Genomic DNA, 26,930 nt, shown 5'->3' with positions numbered 1-26,930 from the left:
AGGGAAATGAGATGGGGACTAATACACAACATGGGCCTCCAGCCCAGTCACTCACTTAGTTCACCCCATCTCTTTCCTTCAATTTAATCCATTATTTTATCCATACAAATCTAAAGGTCACTCACTTGAACAATTTGTTCGCTATCAGAGGCAGTTCCGAAAGGGCTGTCTCTTTTTTATTGCCTAAATCACTCAATATCAGCATAATAGTGGCTCATTCCTATATCATTTCTATATCGCTCCTATAGCATTGCTATATCATTCCTATAGCATAGGTATATCCAAACGATATAGGAATGCTATAAGAGTGTTATAGGAATGGGCTTTCAGTGATATAGGGATATACAACTATAGAGCCTGGATAGAGGTTGGCATGATGAGATATCCAGCCGTCTATGCTTGTCTTCTGGTGCCTCAAACTCCCCCTTTGAAATTCGCCCCACTTTTCCCTATCTTGAGAAAACCTTTATAAATTCCACCTCTGCAGCCCATGATATCACCCTTAATTCTCGTCATAGCAGCTATCCTCGTCCTGATCTTACTCATTGTCTGGGCAAAGCTGGACACCTTCATCTCCTTCCTCATAGTCAGTATCCTGCTCGCTTTATCCTGCAAGATGACCGGCCCCGAGATCGGGAAGTCCATTGCCGGCGGAATCGGCACAACCCTCGGTTCCCTCGTCACCATCCTGGGTTTTGGCGCCATGCTGGGAAAACTGGTGGCGGACAGTGGGGCGGCCCAACAGATCACTTCCTCCATGGTTAAGATCTTCGGCATCAAACATATTCAATGGGGAATGGCCCTGGCAGGTTTGCTGGTAGGTATCCCCATGTTCTATACTGCAGGTTTCGTAGTAGTGGTTCCGCTCATTTTTGCAACGGGCATCTCTACCCGCCTACCCATGTTGTATTTAGGAATTCCCATGATCTCCGCATTATCCACAGCTCATGGCTTCCTTCCCCCGCATCCATCCCCCGTAGCTATCAGCCAGCAATTGGGAGCAGACATGGGAAAAACTTTATTATACGGCCTCATTATCGCCATCCCCACCATCGCACTGGCAGGCCCCTTATTTGGCAGAACATTAAAAGGAATGCAGGTAACACCCGAACAAGGCCTGCTGAACATTTCCTTCAAATCGGATACAGAACTTCCCGGTCTGGGGATCAGCCTGGCAACAGCCCTTCTTCCTTTGATCCTGCTAACGATCACCACTTTATTAAACCCCATCTTACAACCTGGTTCTTTCCTCCATCTTATGGTAGGTGTGATAGGTGATCCAAATATTGCCATGCTCATCTCTGTACTGGCAGCCATCTATTTCTTAGGGATCCGCCGCAGGCAATCCATGAAAACCCTGATGAAATCTATCGAAACAGCTTTCAAAGATGTAGCGCCTATTATGCTCATCATTGCAGGAGCAGGTGTTTTCATGCAGGTGATCAAAGATGGCGGCATCAATGTATACATTGGCGAAGCACTCAAAGGTCTTCCCGTTTCCCCGCTGGTATTGGGCTGGATAATTGCAGCAGTGATCAGGGTATGCGTAGGATCTGCCACGGTAGCAGGTTTAACCACCGTAGGGATTTTATTGCCCTTAATTAAAGGTCAGGCAGTGCATCCTGAACTGATGGTATTGTCTATCGGAGCAGGCAGCCTGATGTTCTCTCATGTGAATGATGGCGGGTTCTGGCTCTTCAAAGAATATTTCAACCTCACGCTGAAACAAACTTTTGCAACATGGTCCGTGATGGAAACCATCGTTTCTGTATGTGGATTAATTGGCGTGTTGGTATTACATCAATTTATTGGATAACTTTATTGCAAAATTAAGAGATGACCAAAGAAGGGATATCATCCTGGCATCATATAAAGGATCCTGCCACCATCGCCTCTCCGGCCCTGCTGGTATACAAGGAAAAAGTCACAGAGAATATAGACAAGATGATTGAGATGGCCGGAGGCACGGCCAGACTGATGCCTCACGTCAAAACACATAAAATGGGGCCTGTTGTTACCATGCAATTGGCTAAAGGCATCACCCGTTTTAAATGTGCCACTTTTGCGGAAGCCAATATGTTGGCAGAAGCGGGCGCCAAAGATGTGGTGGTAGCTTATCAGCTGAACTCCCCCACAGCAGAGAGTTTCGTAAAGCTGGCCCGCAAATATCCAAACATCCGTTTCGCGTCCCTCGTAGATAATTTGGCATCTGCGCAATTACTGAACGACCTCTTTCAACCGCAAACCGCGGAAGTCTATATAGATATTGATAGTGGCATGCACCGCACCGGCATTGCGCCTGAAGCTGCATTTGCGCTTTATCAGCAATTACAGCAACTGCCTAATATCCGCTGCCGTGGCTTACATGCTTATGATGGTCACCTGCGGGAATCTGATCTCACTATCCGTACGGAACAATGCAACGTTGCTTTCCAACCGGTAGCCGCTTTAGCGGAAAAGATGGATAACCCGGAGATCATTGCCGGCGGTACACCTACTTTCCCGATCCATGCCAAACGCACAAATGTGATCTGCAGCCCCGGCACCTGCATCCTATGGGATGAAGGTTACGGCAGCTCCTTACCTGAGCAGGATTTCATTCCCGCGGCTTTGTTATTAGCGCGCGTGATCTCCAAACCACAGGAAGGTCATCTTACTTTAGACCTGGGGCATAAAGCCGTATCCGCAGAAAACCCCATCACCAAAAGGGTCTTCTTTAAAGAATTGCCGGAATACGAAGTACTCTCTCAAAGTGAAGAACACCTGGTATTGAAAACACCACTGGCAGATCAATTCAAAGTAGGAGATATTTTATACGGCACACCATGGCATGTTTGTCCTACAGTAGCTTTATATAACGAAGCGCAGATCATTGAAAACGGCGCACAAACGGATACATGGGCAATCACCCGCGGACGGCGGATCTTGCACTAAATAAACACATTCACACCTAACTAAAATTGCTTTCTAAAAATCACCTATGCAACCTTTAATCTTCGACGCGCACCTGGATCTTAGCATGAATGCACTGGAGTGGAACCGCGACCTGACGAAATCCCTGCAAGCCATCCGCGATCGGGAAAAGAATATGAATGATAAACCGGACCGTGGAAATGGAACCGTGTCTTTACCTGAAATGCGTAAAGGGCGTGTAGGCATCTGCGTAGCCACACAGATCGCAAGATATGTAGGATTGGATAACCCGTTACCAGGCTGGCATTCACAGGAACAGGCATGGGCGCAGACCCAGGGCCAGTTAGCCTGGTACCAGGCCATGGATGCAAGAGGTGAAATGAAACAGATCACTAACGCAGCGGAATTAACAGCGCATCTCAAACTCTGGGAAAACGCTGAAGATACAAGTTCTCTCCCCGTAGGTTTTATATTAAGCCTGGAAGGCGCCGATTCTTTCTTTGAACTGGCTTGCGTTGAAAAGGCCTATGCATCTGGATTACGCGCCATTGGACCTGCTCACTATGGCCCGGGTGTTTATGCTTATGGCACAGATTCCAACGGAGGTTTAGGCACAAAAGGACGTGCATTACTCACAGAAATGGAACGTTTAGGCATCATCCTGGACGCTACCCATCTTTGCGATGAGAGTTTCTTTGAAGCAATGGATCATTTCTCCGGCCCTGTTTGGGCCAGTCATCATAACAGCAGGGCACTGGTTCCTCATAACCGCCAGTTCTCTGATGAGCAATTCTCTATCCTGATTGAACGTGGTGCCGTAATAGGTACCGCCTTTGATGCATGGATGCTGATCCCTGGCTGGGAACGTGGTGTAAGCACACCTGAAGGAACGGGTGTTTCCTTACAGCATGTAGCAGATCATATCGATCGCATTTGCCAGATAGCGGGTAATAGCAAACATGCTGCCATTGGTTCTGATCTGGATGGTGCATTCGGCACAGAACAATCTCCGCATGACCTGGAAAGCATAGCCGGCCTGCAAAAACTGCCTGCTATCTTAAAAACGCGTGGGTATAAAGAAGAAGATATCGAGAACATCCTGCACAAGAACTGGATCCGTTTCTTATTGGAAACCTGGGGGTAAACTAACGATTCACAAAGTAGAAACCTGGGGTTAAGCCAACTATTCACAAAGTAGAACCTGGAGTAACCAAACTATGCGCAAAGAAAAAGCGGGCTACGAAAGCCCGCTTCAGCCAGCCATTGACATCGGAAGGATGGTTGGCGGATGTTGCATGTTCACTGTTCTCTGATCTAATAGATCAATTCTATCTGCCCGCGGATCTCTCCACCAGGGTTTGCAGCGGTATGAATATTTACATACCATTTATTTGCTAACAGGTCAGCCTCCGTTTGCGTAGTTCCGTTAAGCACAAAACTGGTGGTAAAACTTCCTGCCGGGGTTGCTGTAAATAACGTTGCGAAATTCTGTATCACACCTGTGTTCGTACCTCTCGCCGCGGGTCCGTGAATATGCATAAGCGTTGCGTTGCCGCTCAGATTCTGCCAGCGTACAGTGATGGTCATTTGTTTGGAGGCCGGGTTATACGTGGCATCAAAACTTCCTGAACCGGTAGTGGTCACAGCAGGGTTTTCCTGTGCACCGGCCATGGGGGCATTAACAACAGTGTAGAGGTTATCATCCTTATCTTTTTTGCAAGCCACAGCCAGCAGACAGAATAAACCCATGGTGATAAACACCCAAGCGTGTATGTTTTTCATAAGTGCTCGTTTTCAACTTAGTACGAGCCAATGCAGAAATTAGTTGCCTGAAGAGCGGATTTACCAGCTGCCGCTTGCGCCACCGCCGCCACCGGAACCACCACCGAAGCCGCCGAAACCACCTCCGCCGCCTCCGCCGGACCAGCCGCCGCCGCCGCCACCAAATCCACCACCGCCACCAAGGCTGCTACCGATCATACCTCCGAGGATCCCCCCAAAGATACTATCACCTCTGCGGCTCATCACACGTCCGCCGCCACGTCCACCACCGCCACCACGGCCAATAATAAACACCAGGATCAGTATAAAAATAATAACCCCGACTATATTACCGCCACTGGGACCTTGCTTGGAACGGGGAACACCTTTGTATTCGCCGGCTGCCGCTGCAATAATATCATCCACCGCTTCATCCAGGCCCTGGTAATAATGATCCGCCCGGAAGTTTGGTTTAATTACTTTATTAATGATACCAAAGGCTACCGCATCTGGTATAGAACCTTCCATCCCGGATCCTGTTTCGATCCTTATCTGCCTGTCATCAATGGCTGCTAATATCAATACGCCATTATTATTCTTTTTCGACCCTATCCCCCATTCCCGAAGGATGGTCACAGCGGCTTCCGTAATATCATGATCCCCCAATGTTTTAACCAACACGATGGCAATCTGTGTGGAAGTACTGTCATTATACGCCACCAGCTTCCTTTCCAGCTCATCCACCTCTGATTGCACCAATTTTTGTGCAAAATCATTTACGAGGCGGGGCGGATTAGGTTTCTTGGGGAGGTCTTGTGCAAATACACTTGTACCAACCAGGATCAATCCCCATAATAATAACCAGCGAGTAATCTTCATTGTTTGTTGCTTATGAATCATTGCTAATTATTTCCCGAAAATGATATCGTCCGGCAGTTCATTCTGATCTCCGGTTTCGTAAGGGAAATAATGATACAGGGATTCTCCGATCTCTTTCACGCACACTTCTATGCCTTCAACGATCTTGTTAGAGGAAAAATGCTTTTTTAAAACGAGGGCTTCCTGCTGCCAGAAATCTGTTCCCACCTTTTCATGAATACCCTGATCTCCCAGGATAGCAAACTGGTGGTCCAGCATGGCAATATAAAGGAGCACGCCATTACGTTGTTTGGTTTTATCCATTCCCAGAGAAACAAATGCTTCCCGGGCACGGTCCATTGGATCAACGTATGTACAGCGGCTTTCCACAAATAACCGGATCTCTCCGGAAGTCAGCCGCTCCGCAAGGCGGATGGCATTCACCACCCGGGTTTTTTCCTCTTCCGAGAAAAGCTCCTTCTTTTTAAAAGAAAATAGTTTCATATGAAAGGAAATAGTCAAATAAGGGTTATCCGCCCCGAAACACTACATTTCGTTATGGATAACCCCTTTAATTATATTAGAACTGCACTTTAGGCGCCTTTTCAGCTCCCTTATCAGCCTGGAAGTAACCTTTCGCTTTAAATCCGCCAAGGCCGGCAATAAGATTAGTGGGAAAAGCACGTACGCTGCTGTTGAATTCGTTCACAGCATTGTTAAAGTCGCTCCGGGAAACCGCAATACGATTCTCCGTTCCTTCTATTTGCGCCATCAGCGTCTGGAATTGCTCCGTAGTACGCAGTTCCGGATATTTTTCTACGGTAACGAGTAAACGACTAAGTGCACCGGTCAGTTCACCTTGCGCTGCCTGGAATTGTTGTACTTTTTCAGGGGTCAGGTCATTTGCGTTGATCTGAACAGAAGAAGCTTTGGAACGGGCTTCAATTACCTGGGTCAGTGTTTCCTGTTCAAATTTAGCAGAACCCTTTACGGTACTAACAAGGTTATCTATCAGGTCAGCCCTCCGTTGGTATTGAGTTTCCACATTTCCCCATGCCTTTTGCACTACCTCATCTTTCTTTACCAATCCATTGTACTTGCTGCAACCAAAAAACCCCAGCAGTACCAGGACGATGACAACAATGATTCCTGTTTTCATATTCTATCTTTTTTAAATAATAATGTTAGGTTACGGGTGTAGTCAAACCTACAAGAAATAACGGAAAGCGCAAAACATGGTTCAATTATGTTAGCGGTTAACCGCAAAGTCGTGCCGTTTACGAACTAAGCAGCGACGGTTGTCCAAAAGTTGAAAGCTGAATAACAAAAAATATCTATGTTTGGACTCGAATTCCGGGTATGAGTGCATCAATTATACCGGCAATTGGGAATGCAAGCTTGTGTTATTTTGTTTGTAGTTACGGTGGTTTCTACTGTTGCTAACTCACTTATTTTTATTAACTTACATTTAGTCTACTGCGTTATAATGAGTGCACAACACATTCACATCCTCTATATCGATGATGAAATACATAACCTGAATGCATTTAAGGCATCATTCAGGAGGATCTACACCGTTCAAACGGCAGAATCCGCTGACGATGCTTACAAACTGCTGGAGGATCATGAATTTCATATCATCATATCGGATCAGCGTATGCCGAGGATGACAGGTATTGAGTTCTTCGAATCAATACTTGCTAAATATCCGGAGCCCATCCGTATCCTTCTTACAGGTTATGCGGATATTAATGCAGTGATCGACGCCATCAACAAAGGCCAGGTCTACAAATATTTCTCAAAACCCTGGAACGACGAGGAATTGCGGCATAACATAGAAAAGGCATATGAAGTATATGCTTTGCGGAAAGAGAACCGGGAGCTGACAGAAAAGCTGCTGGACGTGAACGAGAAGCTGGAATTCCTGCTCCGTCAGAAATTGATCTCATAAAGTAATTTTTTATAGGTAAAAGAGGCTGTATCGGTAAAATGATGCAGCCTCTTTTTATTTATGGATGCCCTGGTCTTTTTTGCTGGTTACCTTTCTATTTTCCTTTAAATTGCGTCCATTGTGAACGTTTAATTGCTCAATCATGCAAGTTTGGAAAGATTATCAGGCACAGAACAAAGACCGTTTCCTGAACGAGTTACTGGAACTGTTGCGGATTCCCTCTGTTAGCGCGGATTCCCGCCATAATGAGGATACGAAGCGCTGCGCCGAGGCGGTGAAACAAAGATTAACAGACGCAGGAGCGGACAAAGTGGAAGTTTGCCCAACAGCAGGCCATCCCATTGTTTACGGGGAAAAGATCATCGATCCTTCCCTTCCTACCGTACTGGTATATGGCCATTATGATGTGCAACCTCCGGATCCCCTGGACCTCTGGACCAGCCCTCCCTTTGAGCCCGTTATCAAAGACGGAAAGATCTACGCACGTGGTTCTGCCGATGATAAAGGCCAGTTCTACATGCATGTGAAGGCTTTTGAAACCATGAACAAAACCAACACCCTCCCCTGCAATATCAAATTCATGATAGAAGGAGAGGAAGAAGTAGGTTCCAATAACCTGGGCGTTTTCCTGGAAAACAATAAAGAACGCCTGAAAGCAGATGTAGTATTGATCTCGGACACTTCCATGATCAGCATGGACAATCCATCCATAGACACCGGCCTCCGTGGCCTCGCTTATATGGAAGTAGCTGTAACCGGTGCCAATCGCGATCTGCACAGCGGAGTTTATGGTGGAGCAGTAGCCAATCCGGCCACTATCCTCGCCAAAATGATCGCTTCCCTGCACGACGAAAATAACCACATCACCATCCCCGGCTTCTACGATGGCGTACAGGAACTGAGTGCTGCAGAGCGCGAAAGCCTGAACAAAGCCCCCTTCGACGAAGCTGAATACAAAAAAGACCTCGGCGTAGAAGAACTTTGGGGCGAAAAAGGATACAGCACCATCGAAAGGACCGGCATCCGCCCAACCTTAGAAGTGAATGGTATCTGGGGTGGTTACACCGGCGAAGGCGCCAAAACCGTATTACCCGGAAAAGCATTTGCCAAGATCTCCATGCGCCTGGTACCAGGTCAGGACTGGGTAGCGATTTCAGATCTTTTCAAAGCACATTTCGAAAAGATCGCGCCTAAATCTGTAAAAATATCGGTAACTGCTCACCATGGCGGTTCTCCATATGTTACACCAACAGACAATATAGCCTTCAAAGCAGCCAGCAAGGCAATTTCTACCACTTTCGGCAAGGATCCTATCCCTGTGCGTGGCGGAGGAAGTATTCCTATTGTAGCATTGTTCGAGAAAACACTGGGATTAAAAACAGTGCTGATGGGCTTTGGGTTAGATAGTGATAATCTGCACTCACCAAATGAGAAGTACGGCCTGGAGAATTTCTACAAGGGCATTGAGACCATCCCTTATTTCCACCAGTATTTTGCTGAGATGAGTAAAAAATAAAAAAAAGCCGCAGTACTTACTGCGGCTTTTTTCATGCTTTATTTATTGATTGCCGCAATACCCGGCAATTCTTTTCCTTCAAAGTATTCCAGCATAGCACCACCGCCTGTGGACACATAACTCACTTTCTCCGCGAGGCCGAATTTATTCACCGCCGCAACAGAGTCTCCACCACCAACGAGAGAGAATGCGCCATTTTCAGTCGCCTTCACGATAGCATCTGCAATGGCTTTGGTTCCTCCCTGAAATGCTTCCATTTCAAAAACGCCCATTGGCCCGTTCCACAAGATAGTTTTAGAAGCAGCGATCACTTCACTGAACTGAGCAATGGCTTTTGCCCCGATATCCAATCCCATCCAGCCCGTAGGGATGTTGTCGTTAGAAACCAGTTGTGTATTGGCATCAGCGGCAAACTTATCAGCTGCAATGGAATCTTCCGGGATGAGCAGTTGCACACCCAGTGTTTTCGCTTTAGCTAAAAGTTCGTTCGCCAGATCCAGTTTATCGTTCTCCACGAGGGAATTACCGATCTCTTTGCCTTGCGCTTTCAGGAAAGTATATGCCATCCCGCCACCAATGATGATGTTATTGGCTTTGTTCATGAGATTTTCAATGATCAGGATCTTGTCACTCACCTTTGCGCCACCCAGGATAGCCGTGAAAGGCTTTTCAGCACTGTGTAATACTTTTTCCGCGCTGATAGTTTCAGCCTCCATGAGGAGTCCAAACATCTTCTTGTCAGCAGGATAAAAATCAGCGATAACCGCTGTGGAGGCGTGTGCACGGTGAGCCGTACCAAAGGCATCGTTCACATATACATCACCCAGTTTGGAGAGTTTTTCTGCAAAAGCACGATCGCCTTTCTCTTCTTCTTTATAGAAACGCAGGTTTTCCAGCAGCAGCACCTCTCCCATTTGCAGGTTGAGTGCAGCTTTTTCAGCAGCTTCGCCAATACAATCTTCTGCAAATTTCACAGTAGTGCCATCCAGCAGGCTGATCAGGTGAAAAACCAGGTGTTTAAGGGAATATTTATTGGTGGGGCCATCTTTCGGGCGGCCGAGATGACTCATGAGGATCACAGCCCCGCCGTCTTTCAGTATCTTTTTGATAGTAGGCACCGCGGCAGTCATGCGGGTATCGTCCGTGATCTCAAATTGATCATTCAGTGGCACGTTGAAATCTACGCGGATCAAGGCTTTCTCGCCTTTGAAATTATGATCAGAGAACTTGCTCATGAAGGGAGGATTTTAGGAAAGGTAAGAAAAAAACCCTCCGTGCACCGCTGGGACAGCGTTTCGCGGAGGGTTGGTAATAATATAATAATGCGAACCGCTTATTTGCTGATCAGACCGGCAAAATGCTTCACAGTACGTACAAGCTGAGACACATAGCTCATTTCGTTATCGTACCAGGAAACGGTTTTAACCAGTTGTACGTCGCCTTGCGTCATTACCCTTGTTTGAGTAGCGTCGAACAGGGAACCAAAAGTGATACCGATGATGTCAGAGCTAACGATCTCATCTTCAGTATAACCGTAAGATTCGTTCGCAGCAGCCTTCATGGCGGCATTGATCTCTTCTACAGTCACTTTTTTGCTGAGGATGGTGGTCAGTTCAGTCAGGGAACCGGTGATGGTTGGAACACGTTGTGCGCTACCGTCCAGTTTACCTTTCAGTGCTGGCAGCACCAGGCCGATAGCCTTTGCAGCACCAGTGCTGTTTGGAACGATGTTAGCTGCTGCAGCGCGGGCGCGGCGCAGGTCACCTTTTGGATGTGGAGCATCCAGGGTGTTCTGATCGTTCGTGTAAGCGTGGATAGTGGTCATGAGACCAGAAACGATACCATATTTGTCGTTCAACACCTTAGCCATCGGAGCGAGACAGTTGGTGGTGCAGGATGCGCAGGAGATAACAGTTTCGCTACCGTCCAGGATATCGTGATTCACGTTGAAAACTACAGTTTTCAGGTCTCCTGTAGCAGGAGCAGAGATCACAACACGTTTAGCACCAGCCTTAATGTGGGCTTCTGCTTTATCTTTATCAGCAAAGAAACCGGTGCACTCGATCACCACATCAATACCATGGTCCTTCCAGGGAATTTGACTAGGATCCTTTTGTGCGTATATTTTAACTTCTTCTCCGTTAACAGAGATGGAATTGTCGCTATGCTTCACTTCTTGTCCAAATCTACCTTGTGCAGAGTCGTATTTCAGCAAATGCGCTAAAACGGCGGGGCTCGTAAGGTCATTGATAGCCACCACGTCGATTCCTGGCATATTGTAAATTTGGCGGTAAACCAAGCGGCCGATCCGACCGAAACCATTAATACCAATTTTGAGAGTAGTTCCCATTTTACACAGTAGTTTGTAGATGAAAAAATTGAATTGCGAAATTACAAGCTTAACGGGGATTAATCAATAGATATTTGGGTTAAGTAAATTTTTTTTGGAAATAAGGAAGGAGATTATACCTTTGCAATCCCAAATAAGGGGTACGCCGCGTTGGTCAAGCGGTTAAGACGCCTCCCTTTCACGGAGGAATGACGGGTTCGATTCCCGTACGCGGTACCAGGAAAAGGTTGTTCTAAAAAGGACAACCTTTTTTTATTATCCCTCTGTCCGTTTGGCAAAGTTTGCGAACAGCGCAGAATAGCCCCAAAATCGAAATACTTTATTATTCCTGAATCGCGGTTGTTACTGTTTTTTAACTACACTATTGCGGAAAATTGTCTGGGTTTGTATTTTAGAACTATGATAAGATCAAAAACCTTGCTCGTTTCAGTTTTACTCCTATGGACATCTGTTGTAACAAACGCACAGCATGCCGATAAAGGGCTCAAAGACTATTACAAAAATTACTTTCCGGTTGGTGTAGCTATCACACCACGCCATCTACAGGACTCGGCCACGAGTGCTTTCATACGCAGGCATTTCAATAGCCTAACGGCCGAAAACGTGATGAAAATGGAGCCCATACATCCGCAAGAAGATCGGTACAACTGGTCTGGCGCTGATGCAATCGTTCATTTTGCAACGGAAAACGGTTTGAAGGTCAGGGGGCATACCCTTTGCTGGCATAATCAGGCTCCGAAATGGATGTTTTATGATTCCGAAGGCAAAATGGTAAGCAAAGATACCTTGTTGCACAGATTGCGCAAACACATCCACAATGTTGTGGGCCGTTATAAAGGTAGAATATATGCTTGGGACGTAGTAAATGAAGCCGTATCAGACAACCACAACGAGTTTCTCCGCAACTCCTTGTGGTACCAGATCTGCGGGGAAGACTTTATTGCTCAGGCATTTCTGTATGCGCATGAAGCTGACCCGGATGCGGTACTATTCTACAATGATTATAATACAGAAAGCCCGGCAAAAAGAGAAAAGATATATCGCCTGCTTAAAAAGCTGCGCGATGCAAACATCCCAGTTCATGCCATAGGCCTACAAGGCCACTGGTCCATCAAAAATCCTTCCAGAGAATTGCTGGTGTCCACGATCGATCAATATGCATCGCTTGGCATAAAAATACAGATCACTGAGCTGGACGTATCCGTTTTCTCCAACGATAAAATGCCCGAACATCACAATTTCACGCCAGAACAGGAGCAGCTGCAGGAACAGCAATATGCAATGCTTTTCGATACATTCAGGAAATATCGTGACGTGATCAGCGGCGTTACTTTCTGGAACGTCTCAGACCGTTCGAGCTGGCTGGATAATTTTCCGGTAAAGGGCCGGAAGAACTATCCACTGTTATTCGATGAAAACCTGCAGCCTAAAAAAGCTTACCGGAAGGTTATCGACTTTTAAACTTCGCAGGTATATTGCATAGTTCGCGGAAGTAAGAGAGTTTTCATCGTATTATCCGTTCGATAGATCATTAAAAGCGAGCAAATCCTGCATAAACCGGTTAGATAATTCTCCCTTTATTCTACTGCCTCTGCCCAAAAAGGGAGATCACTCATATCAATCAGCTTAGAACACTTCAAGGATCACCGTTTCGTTCTTATTAAAAAGAAACTGGTCTCCTGCTTTTTTATGTAACAATAACTTTGCCAGCGGAGCGTATGGGGAAAGAAAAAATATCAGATGATCAGCTATCAGTTGCTTTCCTAAGCCGGCTGCAATAAAAAAAGAATGATCTGAACATCTTATATAAGCGCCTGTCTGAGCAGTGGTATGAATAATATCCGTATTTATCTTTTGCAACAGATCTAGCTCCTTCATATTTTCTGCTTGTTGCCTTGCATACATCTCTTTTTCAAGATGTCCCATCGCTCTTCCTGTTTCGTATTTATCGCCCGCCGAACTTTTTCCTTCGTTATTAGCCGCTTCCTGCGCGTTATCAATGGCTAATTTTGTAGTTGTTATTCGTTCTTTGATAAGCAGCTCTCCTGCTTTTTTCAAACTGGTTTTAAAGTCGATCATTTGCTGGTGTGTCATCATCGGCATGATTTCCAAACAAGATCGTTAAAAGTTCGCAAATCATTCCACAACAGGTTAGATAGTTCTCCCATACGCGGTACTAAATCTACTACTGCTGTATCAAGCCTGGTTCCCCAATTATAATTTCTACAAATTTTCTTACCTTAGATAACAGTCAACCCGAACCCTATTTCTTAAATTAAACCCACACTTTATGGATGATCAACAAATGTTTGACAGACAAACTGGTTTTTTATGGAAAGTAGCAAAATGGTTATTTAAGGCATTGATTTATTTCCCGCTTATTATTACATCATTCATCATTGTATCATCAATAATGAAAAAAGAGGTAACCAGCTTATTAGGATTAGCTGTTGTTATTCTTGTAAGCTTTATCCTTTACTTACTTGTCTATTTTGTTAAAGGTATACTCATCTGTTTGAAGAGCAATAATAAGCTGTTATGGATTTTACCGTTTATTATTTGTGTCGCATTTACCTGCATTCTGCCAGTCTATATTGTTCTCGACCCCGTTGGATATCTGGTACAAAGCTCAAGTCGTTCAGGTAATCCTTACAGCATACTTAAATGGATATTTTCACTTGCATTCGGAGTATATGTTTACTTCAGGTATGACTTTCTGACTAATATTGCACCTTCTATTGCCTTCCCCGCATATCAGGCCGGTATTAATATTACGAGGTCGATATTAAACAGGTCATATCGTGTTGAAGCAAGAAAATCTAACGAACCAATTTGATATTTAGTGGTACAGAGGGAATCCTCCCAAAAAAACGGGTTGCTCATATGAGCAACCCGTTTTTTTACTTACATCATTTGATCAGGCATCAGGTATTTCAGGCTCCACCAGCTTCGCCAGCTTTTCCAGCGAGTCCTGCCAGCCCAGATAACACATTTCTACTGGTATAGCATCTGGAATTCCTTCCTGTGTGATCTTTATTTCTGTGCCTGCAATAGTTTTCCTGAGCCAAACAGAAGTGATCATCTCACCCGGTAAGTTAGGGTCATCAAATTTATCTGTATACTTCAGAAATTCATTCGGTTTGACCTCTACATAACTTCCGCCAAACGAATGGCCATTGCCGGTAGAAAAATTCTGAAAAGACATTTTAAAAGTACCCCCTTGTTTTACAGTCATTTCATGAACGATACAAACAAAGCCATATGGGGGAAGCCATGAAGCAATCGCCGGTGCTTCAGTGAATGCGCGGTATACCTTTTCGGGAGATGTTTTAAGCATCCTGTGTAATGAAACAGTTCCTGACATAAAATCATTTTTTTGTTTCCTACTCGTTTGGCTTTTCGGTCACGCCCGTTTTTTGTAGTGGTTCCTGCTCCACTTGATATTACAAATGTCACAGGAAAATTTGATTCAGGCAGGGGCTGCATCCGACAATTAACGGGGTTATTTGCGACCAGTATTAAAAAAGCCCCGGTCATCAAACCGGGGCTTTTTATATGGTATTTCGTACTACCGCCGCGTAACTGTCACCTTTAAGAAGGTGGCCGGGATAGATGTAGTAGCACTATCTCCACTGTTGTTCTGACTGTTAAACAAGCCTTCCAATTCCTGCTGCAACTCCGCTGCCTTACCATTCTTTTCAGCTGCTTCAAACGCATTCATGGTAGGACCATAATAATTCTTAAACCGCTCCACGAATTCAGCGGGTGTACAAGCGAGGCCAAAGGTAAAAGTATCCTTAACGAAGGAGATATCTTCTTTTGCCACACCCGCATTACCGAAACGTTCTATTACATTACTTTCTACTCCCCACAGCATAGGGCTAATGAAACCCTCTGGCGGTGGTGGTGTATAAGCAGAACTGATCTTTAATATTTGCGCTACCAATGTGGGATCTCCTGGTATCCAGTTCCCCATAACGATCTTTCCCCCCGGACGGGTAACACGCACCATTTCTTTGGCCACATCCATTGGCTTTGGTGCGAACATGGCACCAAAGATGCTTACAACCAGGTCAAAACTCTCATCTTTGAGTTCATGCAGATCGGTTGCATCGCCTTCCTGGAATTCCAAATTGGAAAGGTTTTCAGCCACTGCCCGTTTCTTTCCAGCTTCCACGAGATTGCTGGCAATGTCAACACCTAAAACATCGGCTCCTAATTTCGCTTCAGGAATAGCCGTAGTCCCATCGCCACAGCCAAGGTCCAGCACTTTAAGACCTTTGGTAATTCCTAATTGGGACACTAGTTCAGTCCCGCTTTCACGCATACTTTCGGCAAGTTTAGTAAAGTCGCCCTTTTCCCATAACACTTTGTTTGGATTCATTACGATTAATTTTTACATGAAAAATACTGATCACCAATACCGGTGCTCATTTAGACTACAATTGGGGGTAACCTGAGAAGCGCTGCTTTATTGTTGGGATATAAAGCGCGCATTTTGAGGTTATTATTATGACGGCAAAAATAACAATTTCCCCTATGACGGTCAAGTTCAATTATCTGACTTAAAAGTTCAGAAATTTCATAAATTAGGGATATGGTCAATTTCTTTGAACGGGTACTGCAGAATCCCCAATACTACAGGCAGTTCAATTGCGGCAAATCGCTCATCACAGCATTTAATTGCCCCATGGAAGCCCGTTTGACGCAAGCCCGGTTTGCGGAATTGTGGACGCAATACAATTACCTGTTCTACGTGATTGATGGCCAGAAGATCTGGCATACAGCAAAAGGACCTTACGATATCCAAAAAGACAGCTGTGTATTTGTACGAAAAGGAGGATTCATTTTAGAGCAGTTAATGGACACCGGATTCTGTGTGATATTGTTCTTTATACCCGATGATTTTATCAGCGACACCCTGCATACAAGATCAAAACCTTTGGAAAGATATGAGCAGCATTTTGAACCTGTGATGCTGCTTGAGTCTAACGATACACTGAAGGGGTTCTTTCTTTCCATGTCCTCTTATTTTGCAGAAACAAAAGATCCGGAACCATCGCTGCTGGAACTTAAATTCAAAGAATTGGTGTTGAACATCGCAGATAACCCTGGCAACAAAGACTTATTATCTTATTTCTCTACTTTATTACACCAACCACAAACAATATTATTAAAACGGGTAATGGAGGATAACTTCTGCTTTAACCTGAAGCTGGATGTATTTGCTGAATTAAGTAACCGAAGCCTCTCCGCTTTTAAAAGAGATTTTGAAAAGCTTTTCCTGAGTACGCCTGGCAAATGGTTACTTGAAAAAAGATTGCACCATGCATTGCACTTATTAACTAATAAGGATAAAACAGTTAGTGAAGCTGCTTTTGAAAGTGGCTTTCAAAGCCCGTCTCATTTCAGCCGTGCGTTTAAAACAAGATTTGGAAAAACACCTGCTGCCATAAAGAACAACTAAGCCGTTCCCCGAAGAAACGGCTTAGTTGCATGAATATCATCTACAATTCTCTCACCCAGATATTACGAAAACTGATCGGTTCACTTTTATCACCGTGTGATTGCAACTTTATGGGCGCCGCGCCATGCACTTTGTAGGAAGGTTTTCCGGTGTGCATAGTTGGGCCCGTGAGTGCCACATTGTTTTGCACTAACACACCATTAAAGAATACCGTAGCCTTCGCAGGGGACTGCAGAGAGCCGTCTGCATTGAACACAGGGGCCATCCATACCACATCATACACCTGCCATTCTCCTGGCTTCAGTGCAGCATTCACCAGCGGTACAAACTCCTTGTAAATAGCACCTGCCATACCATTGATATAGGTATCATTGCCATAGGAATCGAGTATCTGCAATTCATAACCGGCATTCCTTTTACCCAGTGATGCCAGGAACACTCCGCTGTTACCTCTCTCCTGTCCGCTGCCGGAAATATTATCCGGAATGCGCCATTCAATATGCAACTGGTAATTGGTGAACAGGCGTTTTGTTTCTATGTTACCTGCAGATTTGTTCACCCTAAGCAGGCTGTCTTTCACATCCCAGGTAGCAGGTTTGTTACGGTCTGACGTGAGCACCCATTCCTGCTCATCCTTACCATTGAATAACACAACGGCATCAGAGGGCGCAGCTTCGTATTGAACCTTTGCAGGTGTTACCTTTTTTGGAGCAGGAGACCATACTTCTGTATCTTCTGGTTTCTCCTGCGCCAGTACGGACGTTGTGCTACCAACCAGTAGTATCGCTAAAATATATCTCATCTCTTATGCTTTTAAATTCCAGCCCTGGCGGTATTCACGTTTTACGAATTGATTCACTTCGTCGAAATTGGTCACTTTCATGTTGTTGTTATCCCACATCAGCTTGATGCTGCGGCCAGGATAACTGAACTTACCATCATTCCGCGGTACCCTCAACTCGTGACCGCGAACAGCCAGGTTGGCCATCAGCAAAGCTTCTGTGAGCGGGCCTGCCACTTCAAACGGAGAACTGAGTTCCATCTTGCCATAACCAGCCAGTGAGGCCTCCACCCATTGAATGTAATGTCCGCTATCCTGACCAGGTATGCGGGCATATTTCTGCGGCACGTTTATTTCTTTAGTGCGGGATGTAGGAAGCAGCAGTGGATTACGGGAATAAGTATTGGCCATCATTTTACCTTTGGTACCAATGAAGAGCGTACCATTGCCGCCATCACCAAATGGTTCATTGGGCTCCAGTTCAACAGGACGATCCGGCTGAATACCACCGTCCATCCAATGCAAAGTGATGTCACCCTTCGTTTTGGATGTTTTCGGGAAGGTGAGTGTAATATGGCTGGAAGGCGGACAACTTTCAGGGAAATCTCCCTGTTTGAATTGATCCACATATACACTGCCGATACTGGCTTGTACATCTTTTGCATATTGAAGTCCCAGCACACGGAACGGCGCTTCTACCAGGTGGCATCCCATATCGCCGAGCGCACCGGTACCATAATCCCACCATCCGCGCCAATTGAACGGCACCAGTTTATCGATATAATCTTTGTAGGGCGCAGTACCCAGCCAGAGGTCCCAATCCAGTTCTTTGGGAACGTCTGCACGTGTGGCAGGCCATTGAATACCTTGCGGCCAAACGGGACGATTGGTCCAGGCATAAACGGTGTGCACATCACCGATAAGACCAGCATCATACCACTCTGCGAGTTGGCGGGTGCCGTCATTAGAGGCACCCTGGTTTCCCATCTGCGTTACTACTTTATACTTCTTCGCAGCTTCAGTAAGCATACGGGCTTCGTAGATATCATGTGTGAGGGGCTTTTGCACGTACACATGTTTGCCCAGCTGCATAGCATGATAAGTAATGATGGCATGGTTATGGTCAGGTGTGGATACAGATACAGCATCGATGTTCTTATGTTCTTTCTCAAACATTTCCCTCCAATCCCTGAAATATTTTGCCTTCGGAAATTTCTTTACAGTGCCAGCAGCGCGGCGATCATCCACATCACACAGGTAAGCTATTTCCGCTTTACCGCTTTTCATAAATCCGCCAATGTCTGAAGCTCCTTTACCACCCACGCCAACACTGGCGATCATCAGTTTATCACTGGGTGCGGTAAATCCTCTGCCCAGTACATGACGCGGAACGATCATAAATCCTGCTGCTGCCAGCGCTCCGCTTTTCAGGAAATCCCGTCTGCTCTTCTTATTGTTCATTTTCTCCATCTTTAAATTTTTTACCACCCGTAATTCTGCACCAGGTATGGATCTTTATCGATCTCGGATTGCGGAATGGGCATCAGATAATGTTTGTCCAGGAATACACGGTTCTGTATCACCACTTGTTTGTAAAATACTGCCAGGCCTGCAGCTTCGCTGTTCACATCCGTAATACCGGTGGCCAGCAATTCTTCTGTGGAAGGTTTGGCATTTAATACATGCATCTCACCATTGTCCACTGTTTTTGCGATCATCCAGCGGCGAACATCCCAGAAGCGATGATTCTCATATGCAAACTCTATACGGTTTTCATTCTGGATGCGTTTGCGCATGCCTTCTTTTGAATTGTCTGCCGCAAGAATTGGCAGTGCCGGCATTTTCACACGGGCCCGTACTTTGTTGATATATTCGAACACACGGTTATCTGGTGCATCCTGGTATTCATTCATTGCTTCTGCATAGATCAGGTACATTTCAGCCAGGCGGTAGATCTGGTAGTTACGTTTCCCGGTACCCGTACCAGTGTTCGCATCATAATCCGGTGTACAATACTTCCGTACGTTGTAACCCATAGGGTTAGTACCGCCCTTTCCATTGGCCCATCCATCCGTCTTGCCATTACCACTACCGAAGTAGGCGAATTTCATACCCCGTTTGGTCACATCAAAACGCCATACATCGTTCTGAAAAAAGATAGTTGCATAGAAACGCGGATCGCGGTTCTTGTACATATTGGAAATGTTGGTCACGTTCTGCAACTTCAGGCCATCCCATAACGGGCCATTATAAGTACCTGCAGCAGTATAACCGGAACCGGGTTCGTTAATAGGATAACCATTCGCCATTTCATAAGCGTCAACGAATTCCTGCAGCGGAGTATACCTGCCTTTACCTTTGAAGGGAGGGCCATTTGGCAGGAATGCAGCATCTACTGAAGTACCGTTGGGTGTGATACGCATAAAAATGGACTCTGTATAATCCCTTACATAGAATTGTGCGGCATAGTTCTGTATCGGATTGTCGGGGAAAGGAGCATACAGCTTGTAGATGGGCATATTGATCACGTCCATGGCAGCGTCAGCAGCTTTCTTCCATTTTTCTTTATCAAACGCAGTATTGAAAAGATGCTTTCCATCTTTATTCACAACGTTCGCATACATGGCATTACCATTGAAAAGCGGACTGGCAGCATATACCAGGGTACGTGCTTTTAAAGCCAGCGCAGCTCCTTTGGTAACACGGCCTAATTGCGGACCCTCCTGCGTTTCAGGCAGGTCTTTCGCAATGGCATCACATTCAGCCACAATAAAGTCGATGATCTCATCCGTGGAATTGCGCTCTATATTATTCGATGCCAGGTCGTTCAGATCGATATCTGCCGCACCTGTCAGCAACGGTACAGCTCCAAACCGGCGGAATTGTTCGAAATAGAACAAAGCTCTGATGAAGCGGGCTTCCGCTTTATAACGCGGCTTCCAGATCTCGTAATAAGCCGCTCTGTTCAGCGGAATAGGTACGCTCTCAATACGTTCAATGAAAACATTGGCGCGGCGGATGTCCTGGTAACGGCCTGCCCAGTTTCCAAAGGGATTATCTGTAGTGCTCCAGGTGCCGAGATTGTATTTATAGGCGTTTATACCATTTTCATTATCAAACCAGTGATGGTAAGATTCATCTGTATAAGAAGTTGCTTCCTGTATCGCATCATTGGGCAGCGCATTGTAAAGCCTTGCCAGCGCTTGCTCTGCAAGGTTGATGTTCTCGAACACATCTTTATCCGTTATGTACTCATCCGGCACCACATCCAGGTACTTGTTGCAGGAAATACTGCACAGCAACAGGCAGGATAATATAAACAGGTATATCTTTTTCATGATGTTGTTGGCTTGTGTGATTATAAAGTGATGTTGAGGCCAAGGTTAAATACTTTCTGTTGCGGGTAATCGCCAAAACCATCAGGGATCTCCGGATCATAGATCTTGAATTTATCCCAGGTAATAAGGTTGGTGCCATTCGCAAATATGCGTGCCTCCCTGATATGTATCCTGGCCAGTGTAGATGACGGAATAGTAAATCCGATCTCCACGTTCTTTAACCGCAGGTAGTCTGATGAGCGCAGCCAGAAAGTAGAGTTCTGGTTATTGTTCACGTTGTTACCAGCCGTGATACGGGGATATTTAGCATTGAGGTTATCCGGCGTCCAGTGATTGTCGAGATAATCTGCCAGCACAGAACTGTTGCCGGAAAATGCCCAGGCGGAACTGCCGGTAAGCCAGTTGCTGCCTCCCATTGATCCCTGGAACAGGATGTTCACATCTATCATCTTCCAGTTGTAACCAAGAGAAAAACCGAGTATAGATGAAGGGCGCAACATACTACCGATATAACCAATGTCCTGTGAATTGATCACGCCATCATCATTACGGTCAAGATATTTGATATCCCCCGGGCGGATAATACCGTATCCAGCCTGAGAAGGACTATTATCAATATCTGCCTGATCCCTGAACAGGCCCAGTGCCATGAGGCCATTGGCTTCATAGATCTGCGTACCTTTCAGCCCCTGGTATTTCAGTTTATAATCCGGCTCTGCGGCATATTTAATTTCGTTCTTTGAATAAGAGTAACTGCCTCTTACAAAGATGTGGTGATCTTTGATCTGCTTGCGCCAGGCGAGTTCTACTTCAAATCCTTTGTTATCAACAATACCGGCATTTATTTTCGGTAATGCACCGATACCCAGCACATCCGGGATCGTTTTGGCGCTGGTAAGGATCTGCGTACGATGCTCCTGGAAAACGTCACCGGTAAAGGTCAGCGAGTTATTGAACAAGCTAAGATCAAGGCCGGCATTTGTTTTACGGGCACGTTCCCAGGTAAGGAACTCGTTTCCTACCACATTCTCCTGTGAACTTTTGTAACTGTTACCATCCGATTCCTGGCCGAATTGATAACCACTCCCCCCACCTGTCGTCCAGGTGCTGATATAAGGAAAACGCAGACCACTGTTATCTACCCCAACAGTACCTATCGAACCTCTCAGTTTCAGGAGGTTGATAACCCTGATATTTTTCATGAAGGCTTCGTTGGATGCTAACCAGGCCATTGACATAGCTGGGAAGAAACCCATACGCCGCCCGGACTTGAAATTCTCGGAACCATTGTAACCTGCATCAAACTCCAGTACATAACGGGAAGCATAAGCATAGTTCAAACGACCTACAAGCCCCAGTTGTTTATACGGTAAAGCTGCCACACCGTCTGAAGTAGCATTGGTAAAGCTTTGCGACTGGTTATAACGTAACATACCAGTCACGGCATGTTTATTTTTAAAAGTCCTGTTGTAGTTAAGGTATCCTTCGAAAGTGGATTTACGGCTGCTATTGGCGCCTACTGAAAACTCCAGCTGTCCATCGCCTGTGGAGATCTCTTCGTAATTACCCTTGCTCAGATCTGTCTCATTCTCATCAATGGAGAATTTGTAAGTAGAATAGTTACGCTTGCGGGTGATATCACGATAGTTCTGTGCATCGAAAGCAAACCGCGCTCTTGCGCTCAGGCCTTCTGTGATAAAATTCAGTTTCAGGTTAAAACCAACGATCGCACTCATGTTATTTTCAAATAACCGTTTGTAACCAAACTGGGTGAGCCTCCCATATGGGCTGGTAGGCACATTACGCTGGCCGGGCACAGAGCCGTCCGGATTCATGAGCGGGTACAGCCAGGATGGTGTTACACGCAGTTCGTTCCAGAAAGAAGAAGTAGATTCGTTAGGATAGTTACGGTCTCTCACCACATCAGAAAGGTTGAGTTCCATGGTAAGGTCCTTGGTGATATCAACATCTACATTACTCCTGAAGTTATACTTATTGAGCGTAGCCTGGATATTGTAGTTATTCAGGTCTTCATATTTGTAAAGACCGTCCTGGTTGAGATACGACATAGACACGAAATAGCGTGTACTTTGTGAACCGCCGCTCACATTGAGGTTGGTCTGGTTCATCAGGGAAGATGGCTTCAACAGTTCCTTTTGCCAGTCTACGTTCGGGTAGATGTATTGGTAAGTGGGATTGCTGCGGTCGCGGAACTTGTTCAGGTATTCATCCGTGTACAGGTTTGCGTTCAAACCATCGTTGATCAAACCTTCCCGGAAAAGGGACAGGCCATCGTAAGAATCGAGGTATTCCGGAATGCGGGTAGCCTGCTGCAGGGAAACCTGTGAAGTGAGGGATACAGTGGGTTTACCTACTTTACCACGTTTGGTGGTTACCAGCAGTACGCCATTTGCACCTTTCATTCCATATACCGCTGTAGCTGCAGCATCTTTTAATACAGTAATGCTCTCTACTTCATTGGGATCAATACGGTCGATGCCATTTTCAATACCATCTACCAGCACCAGGGGCGACTGGCCATTGTAAGAACCGTAACCACGAATGTACAGGTAAGCACCATCAGCACCAGGTTCACCGCTACCCTGTACTGTAATAAGGCCAGGAAGGCGGCCGGCGAGAGAATTGGTAAGACTGGCCGTAGGCGTTCTCATCAATTCTGCGGTATGGATAGAAGTGAGTGAACCGGTCACGTTTGTTTTTTTCTGCGTACCGTAACCCACTACCACCACTTCTTTCATGTAAGCCACATCTTCCTCCATCTTGATGGTGATGTATGCTTTATTATCAACTGCTACTTCCTGTTTCTCAAAACCAATGAAGTTGAGCACCAAAACCGCTTTATCCGGCACACTGATGCTGAAACTACCGTTCTGATCAGTGATCACGCCGTTGCCAGGAATACCTTTCACAGAGATAGAAACACCCTGCAGACCAACACCTGATACGTCCGTAACGATCCCTCTTACCACATGTGCTGCTACTGCAACAGTTGTTGTTTTCACGATGTCCTTATCACCCCGCGTTACCACCACCATATCATCTACTATGGAATAAGATAAATTGAATGGCGCCAGCAACTTGTCCAGCACATCACTCAATCTGGCTTGCTTCAGGGCTTCACGGGAAATAACGGATTGCGCAACCAGCTTATCAGGATACGCGATCTTGATCCCGGCTTGTGCAGCCACCTCATCCAGCGCCTGCGCAAGCGGGATATTTCTTAACTGAACTGTCACTGTCCTGTTCAATACGTTCTGGCTGTACGTAGTACCGGCAAAAGCCAGGGAACAGAAGCAGAAAACAATACAACCTGCAATGATGCTGTATTTCATAATTTTCAGGCAATAGTTAATTACTCTATTCTTGTATAGAGATCTTTTCATAATTTTATTACGTTAAAGTGTACTGATAAGAAACTGTCTGTGATTCTCAGGTCGCCAGACAAACTTCTTTTTTTGGTCACGATGCAAGCCCGCACCTTACCCGTGCGGGTTTTTTGTTTTGGGTGATTGTTACAGCATAGTTTTAGTTTAAGTGAAAAATTTTATGGTCAGTTTTCTATTCACATCCATGCCCGTCTAAATGATAACCACCATCCCGGTGTGTAACAGTTCCGTCTATTAGTTTAGCCATTACCTTCAGCATCTTATCCAGTCCTTCATTATGAAAATCTGCTGTGATAGTGCATTTGCCGATCTTTTCATTATACCGGATCCTGATATTGTACCTTCTCTCTATATCTGCAACCACTTCCTGCATTTCCCTGCTACGATAGATCATCTTGCCAAACCGCCATCCGATAACATCCGGTGCATTCACTACCTGCCGTTGCATTTGTTTGTCCCTTCTGTCGTACGTCAGTTTATGATCTGCTGTTACATGCAGCGTATCTGCACCAGGGGCTGTTACGACTACTTTTCCGGAGAGCACAGTTACTTCAGACCTGTTGTTATCTGAATAAGCCCTCACATCAAAGCTGGTACCCAACACCTCCGTTTTCATATCCCGGGTTTGGATAACAAAAGGCTTTTCCGGCAGGGACACTACTTCGAAATAGGCTTCACCTGTCAGTTCCACATGCCGCTCTTTTCCTTTGAAACCAGCAGGATAGCGGAGTTTACTGTCTGCATTCAGCCACACCTTTGTACCATCCGGCAACTCTACGAACCTGGTTTCCCCCCTTGCGGCAGACTGCTCTACCATAGCCATTTGCGACGGCTGTTTATTCATATACCAGGCCATTCCTCCCGCACCGGCGAATAGGGTAAAGAACGCTGCAATGCGCAGATTACGCTTCAGTTTTACAATCCTATGCTGCTTTTCACTGATGGCATCCCACACCCGCTGGTATACTTTTTCGCTCTCGAAATCCGGTGAGTCAACAGCAGATTCCTGTTGCTTTTCAAAATACCTGGCGATCAGTTTGCTGAGCAGGCCGGATGATTGTTTGTTTTTAAAATGCTGATTTTCCATGCTTCGTTATGTATGATGCAAAAAAAATCACGACCCCCTACCGGAGATCGTGATTTCATCTATCCTTAACAATTAGTAAATATTGGACAGTAATATGAGGGCGAGGAATAAGAAATCTCCCAGCGATGCACGCAGGGATTTAAGCGCCCGGGTAAGATGATTTTCCACCGTTTTTACAGAAATATTCAGCTGACTCGCTATTTCTTTATGGCTCAGCTGCTCTTTTCTGCTTAATATAAATACCTCCCGGCATTTTTCAGGCAGTGCAGCGATCTCCAGTTCAATGCTCTTACGCATATCCTTATCGATCACCAGATCGTCTGTAGCATGTTCAGATATCAGCATCTCCACCGCTTCCAGATCCAGCGTAATTTTTCCGGCACGTAACACCATCAATGCCCTGTTCACAGCAGAACGGTAGAGATAGGGCCGTACTTCCTGTATCTCCAGTGTGTTCCTTTTGGACCAAAGGTCCACGAATAGCTCCTGTACCAGGTCTTCACACACTTCTTTATTACGTAACAGGTTATAAGCAGCATGGTACAACTTTGCCGAATACCTTTTATAAATGGCATTAAAAGCAGGCTCACTGCCCTGCTTCAGCAAGGCAGCCAGTTCCTTGTCCGGCTGCAATTGTACCTCGGTTGTATACATATAATCTGTTTACTCCATCCTGATATGGGCCAGCACGGGAAAGTGATCAGAAGGATATTTACCATGATAGCTGTCTGATAAGATACCCCAGCGGTCTACCTTAAAGCCCGGTGTAGTGAAAATATGATCGATGATCCCGCTTTTCTTCAATCCCCTGCCAAAACCATGGGCACTGGGGTTATTGGTATATGGATGAGCTGTCTGGCTGTAAGTATCTTTCAAAAAACCGGAATTAGCCACCTGCAGATACCAGCTGCTGTTGTGATCACCGTTGAGGTCTCCGGTGAAGATCACTGGTTTGTTGCCGGCGATGGTTTTAATGCGCTGAAGGATGAGTTTGCTGCTTTCTTCGCGGGCTTTTTCTCCCTGATGATCATAGTGGGCATTGAAGAAATAGAATTTTTTACCGGACTTTATATCCTGCAGATATACCCAGCTGCAGATGCGGTTGCAGCAGGTAGCATCCCAACCGAGTGAAGGTGTTTCCGGTGTTTGTGAGAGCCAAAAATCTCCTTTGTCCAGCAGTTTGTATTTATCCTTTTTGAAAAAGATGGCAGAATGTTCGCCCCTGGTTTTTCCATCATCCCGGCCAATGCCATAGCGGTCATATTCCGGTAATTGCGTGCTGATATCCGCCAGCTGATTTTCATATCCTTCCTGTGTACCCAGTACATCAAAATCATGAAAACGAATGAGGGATGCTACTACAGGAGCACGGTCCACCCAGAGATTACCACTGTCCTTCGGATTATCAAATCGTAAATTAAAAGTGCCTGCGTTCAATTCCTGTGCCTTTGCCGATATAAAGGTTCCGGCAAAAACACATATTGCTAAAAGATGTTTCATC

Annotated in this window: 24 protein-coding genes and 1 tRNA gene; 9 read left to right on the top strand and 16 right to left on the bottom strand. The window is 45.6% G+C overall.

The features are described 5' to 3' along the window. Positions 1-490 precede the first annotated feature (490 nt). Genes GFS24_RS23275 through GFS24_RS23265 form a run of 3 tightly spaced genes read left to right on the top strand, consistent with a single transcriptional unit; the run spans position 491 to position 4,057 of the window. Positions 491-1,816 carry a gluconate:H+ symporter gene (locus GFS24_RS23275; RefSeq protein WP_153663774.1) on the top strand — a complete coding sequence of 442 codons (1,326 nt, stop codon included), beginning with the start codon at positions 491-493 and terminating at the stop codon, positions 1,814-1,816. Positions 1,817-1,836: 20 nt separating this feature from the next. Beyond that, positions 1,837-2,934, top strand: a complete 1,098-nt coding sequence (locus GFS24_RS23270; protein ID WP_153663773.1) for a D-TA family PLP-dependent enzyme — start codon at positions 1,837-1,839, stop codon at positions 2,932-2,934. Between the two features lie 46 nt (positions 2,935-2,980). Then, the gene (locus GFS24_RS23265) at positions 2,981-4,057 is read left to right on the top strand and encodes a dipeptidase (RefSeq protein ID WP_153663772.1); all 1,077 of its coding nucleotides are present in this window, start codon (positions 2,981-2,983) and stop codon (positions 4,055-4,057) included. Positions 4,058-4,227: 170 nt separating this feature from the next. On the opposite strand, the gene GFS24_RS23260 is transcribed toward GFS24_RS23265, so the two are convergent. The 4 genes from GFS24_RS23260 to GFS24_RS23245 form a co-directional block, all read right to left on the bottom strand. Then, positions 4,228-4,695, bottom strand: a complete 468-nt coding sequence (locus tag GFS24_RS23260) for a CHRD domain-containing protein (protein WP_153663771.1) — start codon at positions 4,693-4,695, stop codon at positions 4,228-4,230. A gap of 60 nt (positions 4,696-4,755) precedes the next feature. Further along, entirely contained in the window at positions 4,756-5,553 is a 798-nt protein-coding gene (locus GFS24_RS29380) for a YgcG family protein (RefSeq protein ID WP_153663770.1), read from the bottom strand. 27 nt (positions 5,554-5,580) lie between these two features. After that, positions 5,581-6,036 (bottom strand): TPM domain-containing protein, encoded by a 456-nt coding sequence (locus tag GFS24_RS23250; protein WP_153663769.1) that lies wholly within the window; start codon positions 6,034-6,036, stop codon positions 5,581-5,583. A gap of 76 nt (positions 6,037-6,112) precedes the next feature. After that, a complete protein-coding gene (locus GFS24_RS23245; protein ID WP_153663768.1) occupies positions 6,113-6,691 on the bottom strand; it encodes a LemA family protein in 579 nt (192 codons plus the stop codon). Between the two features lie 327 nt (positions 6,692-7,018). Between GFS24_RS23245 and GFS24_RS23240 the strand changes: the two genes are divergently transcribed. Both GFS24_RS23240 and GFS24_RS23235 read left to right on the top strand, forming a co-directional pair. Further along, positions 7,019-7,483 (top strand): response regulator, encoded by a 465-nt coding sequence (locus tag GFS24_RS23240; protein WP_074240657.1) that lies wholly within the window; start codon positions 7,019-7,021, stop codon positions 7,481-7,483. A gap of 142 nt (positions 7,484-7,625) precedes the next feature. Continuing rightward, positions 7,626-8,999 (top strand): dipeptidase, encoded by a 1,374-nt coding sequence (locus GFS24_RS23235; RefSeq protein ID WP_153663767.1) that lies wholly within the window; start codon positions 7,626-7,628, stop codon positions 8,997-8,999. Positions 9,000-9,037: 38 nt separating this feature from the next. Here GFS24_RS23235 and pgk read toward each other — a convergent pair whose 3' ends face one another. Together pgk and gap are read right to left on the bottom strand one after the other, a co-directional pair. Beyond that, on the bottom strand, positions 9,038-10,234 hold the full coding sequence (gene pgk, locus GFS24_RS23230) for a phosphoglycerate kinase (RefSeq protein WP_153663766.1): 1,197 nt from the start codon (positions 10,232-10,234) through the stop codon (positions 9,038-9,040). A gap of 98 nt (positions 10,235-10,332) precedes the next feature. Continuing rightward, on the bottom strand, positions 10,333-11,349 hold the full coding sequence (gene gap, locus GFS24_RS23225; protein ID WP_153663765.1) for a type I glyceraldehyde-3-phosphate dehydrogenase: 1,017 nt from the start codon (positions 11,347-11,349) through the stop codon (positions 10,333-10,335). Positions 11,350-11,493: 144 nt separating this feature from the next. Here gap and GFS24_RS23220 point away from each other — a divergent pair. Further along, positions 11,494-11,568, top strand: a tRNA-Glu gene (locus GFS24_RS23220). Positions 11,569-11,748: 180 nt separating this feature from the next. Continuing rightward, entirely contained in the window at positions 11,749-12,810 is a 1,062-nt protein-coding gene (locus tag GFS24_RS23215; RefSeq protein ID WP_153663763.1) for an endo-1,4-beta-xylanase, read from the top strand. A 165-nt stretch (positions 12,811-12,975) separates the two neighbouring features. Here the strand turns inward: GFS24_RS23215 and GFS24_RS23210 are convergent, their stop codons facing one another. Beyond that, positions 12,976-13,452: a hypothetical protein gene (locus GFS24_RS23210; RefSeq protein WP_253906573.1), complete on the bottom strand. Its 477-nt coding sequence runs from the start codon at positions 13,450-13,452 to the stop codon at positions 12,976-12,978. A gap of 187 nt (positions 13,453-13,639) precedes the next feature. On the opposite strand from GFS24_RS23210, the gene GFS24_RS23205 reads away from it, so the two are divergent. Next, the gene (locus GFS24_RS23205) at positions 13,640-14,185 is read left to right on the top strand and encodes a hypothetical protein (RefSeq protein WP_153663761.1); all 546 of its coding nucleotides are present in this window, start codon (positions 13,640-13,642) and stop codon (positions 14,183-14,185) included. Positions 14,186-14,266: 81 nt separating this feature from the next. On the opposite strand, the gene GFS24_RS23200 is transcribed toward GFS24_RS23205, so the two are convergent. Continuing rightward, a complete protein-coding gene (locus GFS24_RS23200) occupies positions 14,267-14,713 on the bottom strand; it encodes an SRPBCC family protein (protein ID WP_153663759.1) in 447 nt (148 codons plus the stop codon). Between the two features lie 204 nt (positions 14,714-14,917). Continuing rightward, entirely contained in the window at positions 14,918-15,733 is an 816-nt protein-coding gene (locus tag GFS24_RS23195; protein ID WP_153663757.1) for a class I SAM-dependent methyltransferase, read from the bottom strand. Positions 15,734-15,946: 213 nt separating this feature from the next. On the opposite strand from GFS24_RS23195, the gene GFS24_RS23190 reads away from it, so the two are divergent. Next, on the top strand, positions 15,947-16,816 hold the full coding sequence (locus tag GFS24_RS23190; RefSeq protein WP_153663755.1) for an AraC family transcriptional regulator: 870 nt from the start codon (positions 15,947-15,949) through the stop codon (positions 16,814-16,816). A 40-nt stretch (positions 16,817-16,856) separates the two neighbouring features. Here the strand turns inward: GFS24_RS23190 and GFS24_RS23185 are convergent, their stop codons facing one another. From GFS24_RS23185 to GFS24_RS23155, 7 genes are all read right to left on the bottom strand, one after another. Next, positions 16,857-17,618: a DUF1080 domain-containing protein gene (locus GFS24_RS23185; RefSeq protein ID WP_153663753.1), complete on the bottom strand. Its 762-nt coding sequence runs from the start codon at positions 17,616-17,618 to the stop codon at positions 16,857-16,859. Between the two features lie 3 nt (positions 17,619-17,621). Continuing rightward, positions 17,622-19,067: a Gfo/Idh/MocA family oxidoreductase gene (locus tag GFS24_RS23180; protein ID WP_153663751.1), complete on the bottom strand. Its 1,446-nt coding sequence runs from the start codon at positions 19,065-19,067 to the stop codon at positions 17,622-17,624. Positions 19,068-19,078: 11 nt separating this feature from the next. Continuing rightward, positions 19,079-20,935 carry a RagB/SusD family nutrient uptake outer membrane protein gene (locus tag GFS24_RS23175; protein WP_153663749.1) on the bottom strand — a complete coding sequence of 619 codons (1,857 nt, stop codon included), beginning with the start codon at positions 20,933-20,935 and terminating at the stop codon, positions 19,079-19,081. A 20-nt stretch (positions 20,936-20,955) separates the two neighbouring features. Beyond that, positions 20,956-24,288, bottom strand: a complete 3,333-nt coding sequence (locus GFS24_RS23170; protein ID WP_173003170.1) for a TonB-dependent receptor — start codon at positions 24,286-24,288, stop codon at positions 20,956-20,958. Between the two features lie 226 nt (positions 24,289-24,514). Then, a complete protein-coding gene (locus GFS24_RS23165) occupies positions 24,515-25,429 on the bottom strand; it encodes a FecR family protein (RefSeq protein ID WP_153663745.1) in 915 nt (304 codons plus the stop codon). Positions 25,430-25,501: 72 nt separating this feature from the next. Continuing rightward, positions 25,502-26,083: an RNA polymerase sigma-70 factor gene (locus GFS24_RS23160; protein ID WP_153663743.1), complete on the bottom strand. Its 582-nt coding sequence runs from the start codon at positions 26,081-26,083 to the stop codon at positions 25,502-25,504. A 9-nt stretch (positions 26,084-26,092) separates the two neighbouring features. Continuing rightward, on the bottom strand, positions 26,093-26,929 hold the full coding sequence (locus GFS24_RS23155) for an endonuclease/exonuclease/phosphatase family protein (RefSeq protein ID WP_173003169.1): 837 nt from the start codon (positions 26,927-26,929) through the stop codon (positions 26,093-26,095). Between the last annotated feature and the right edge of the window lies 1 nt (position 26,930).

This window comes from Chitinophaga sp. SYP-B3965 (assembly GCF_009647655.1).
Taxonomy (GTDB): Bacteria; Bacteroidota; Bacteroidia; order Chitinophagales; family Chitinophagaceae; genus Chitinophaga.
This window is presented reverse-complemented; position numbering and strand designations above follow the sequence as displayed.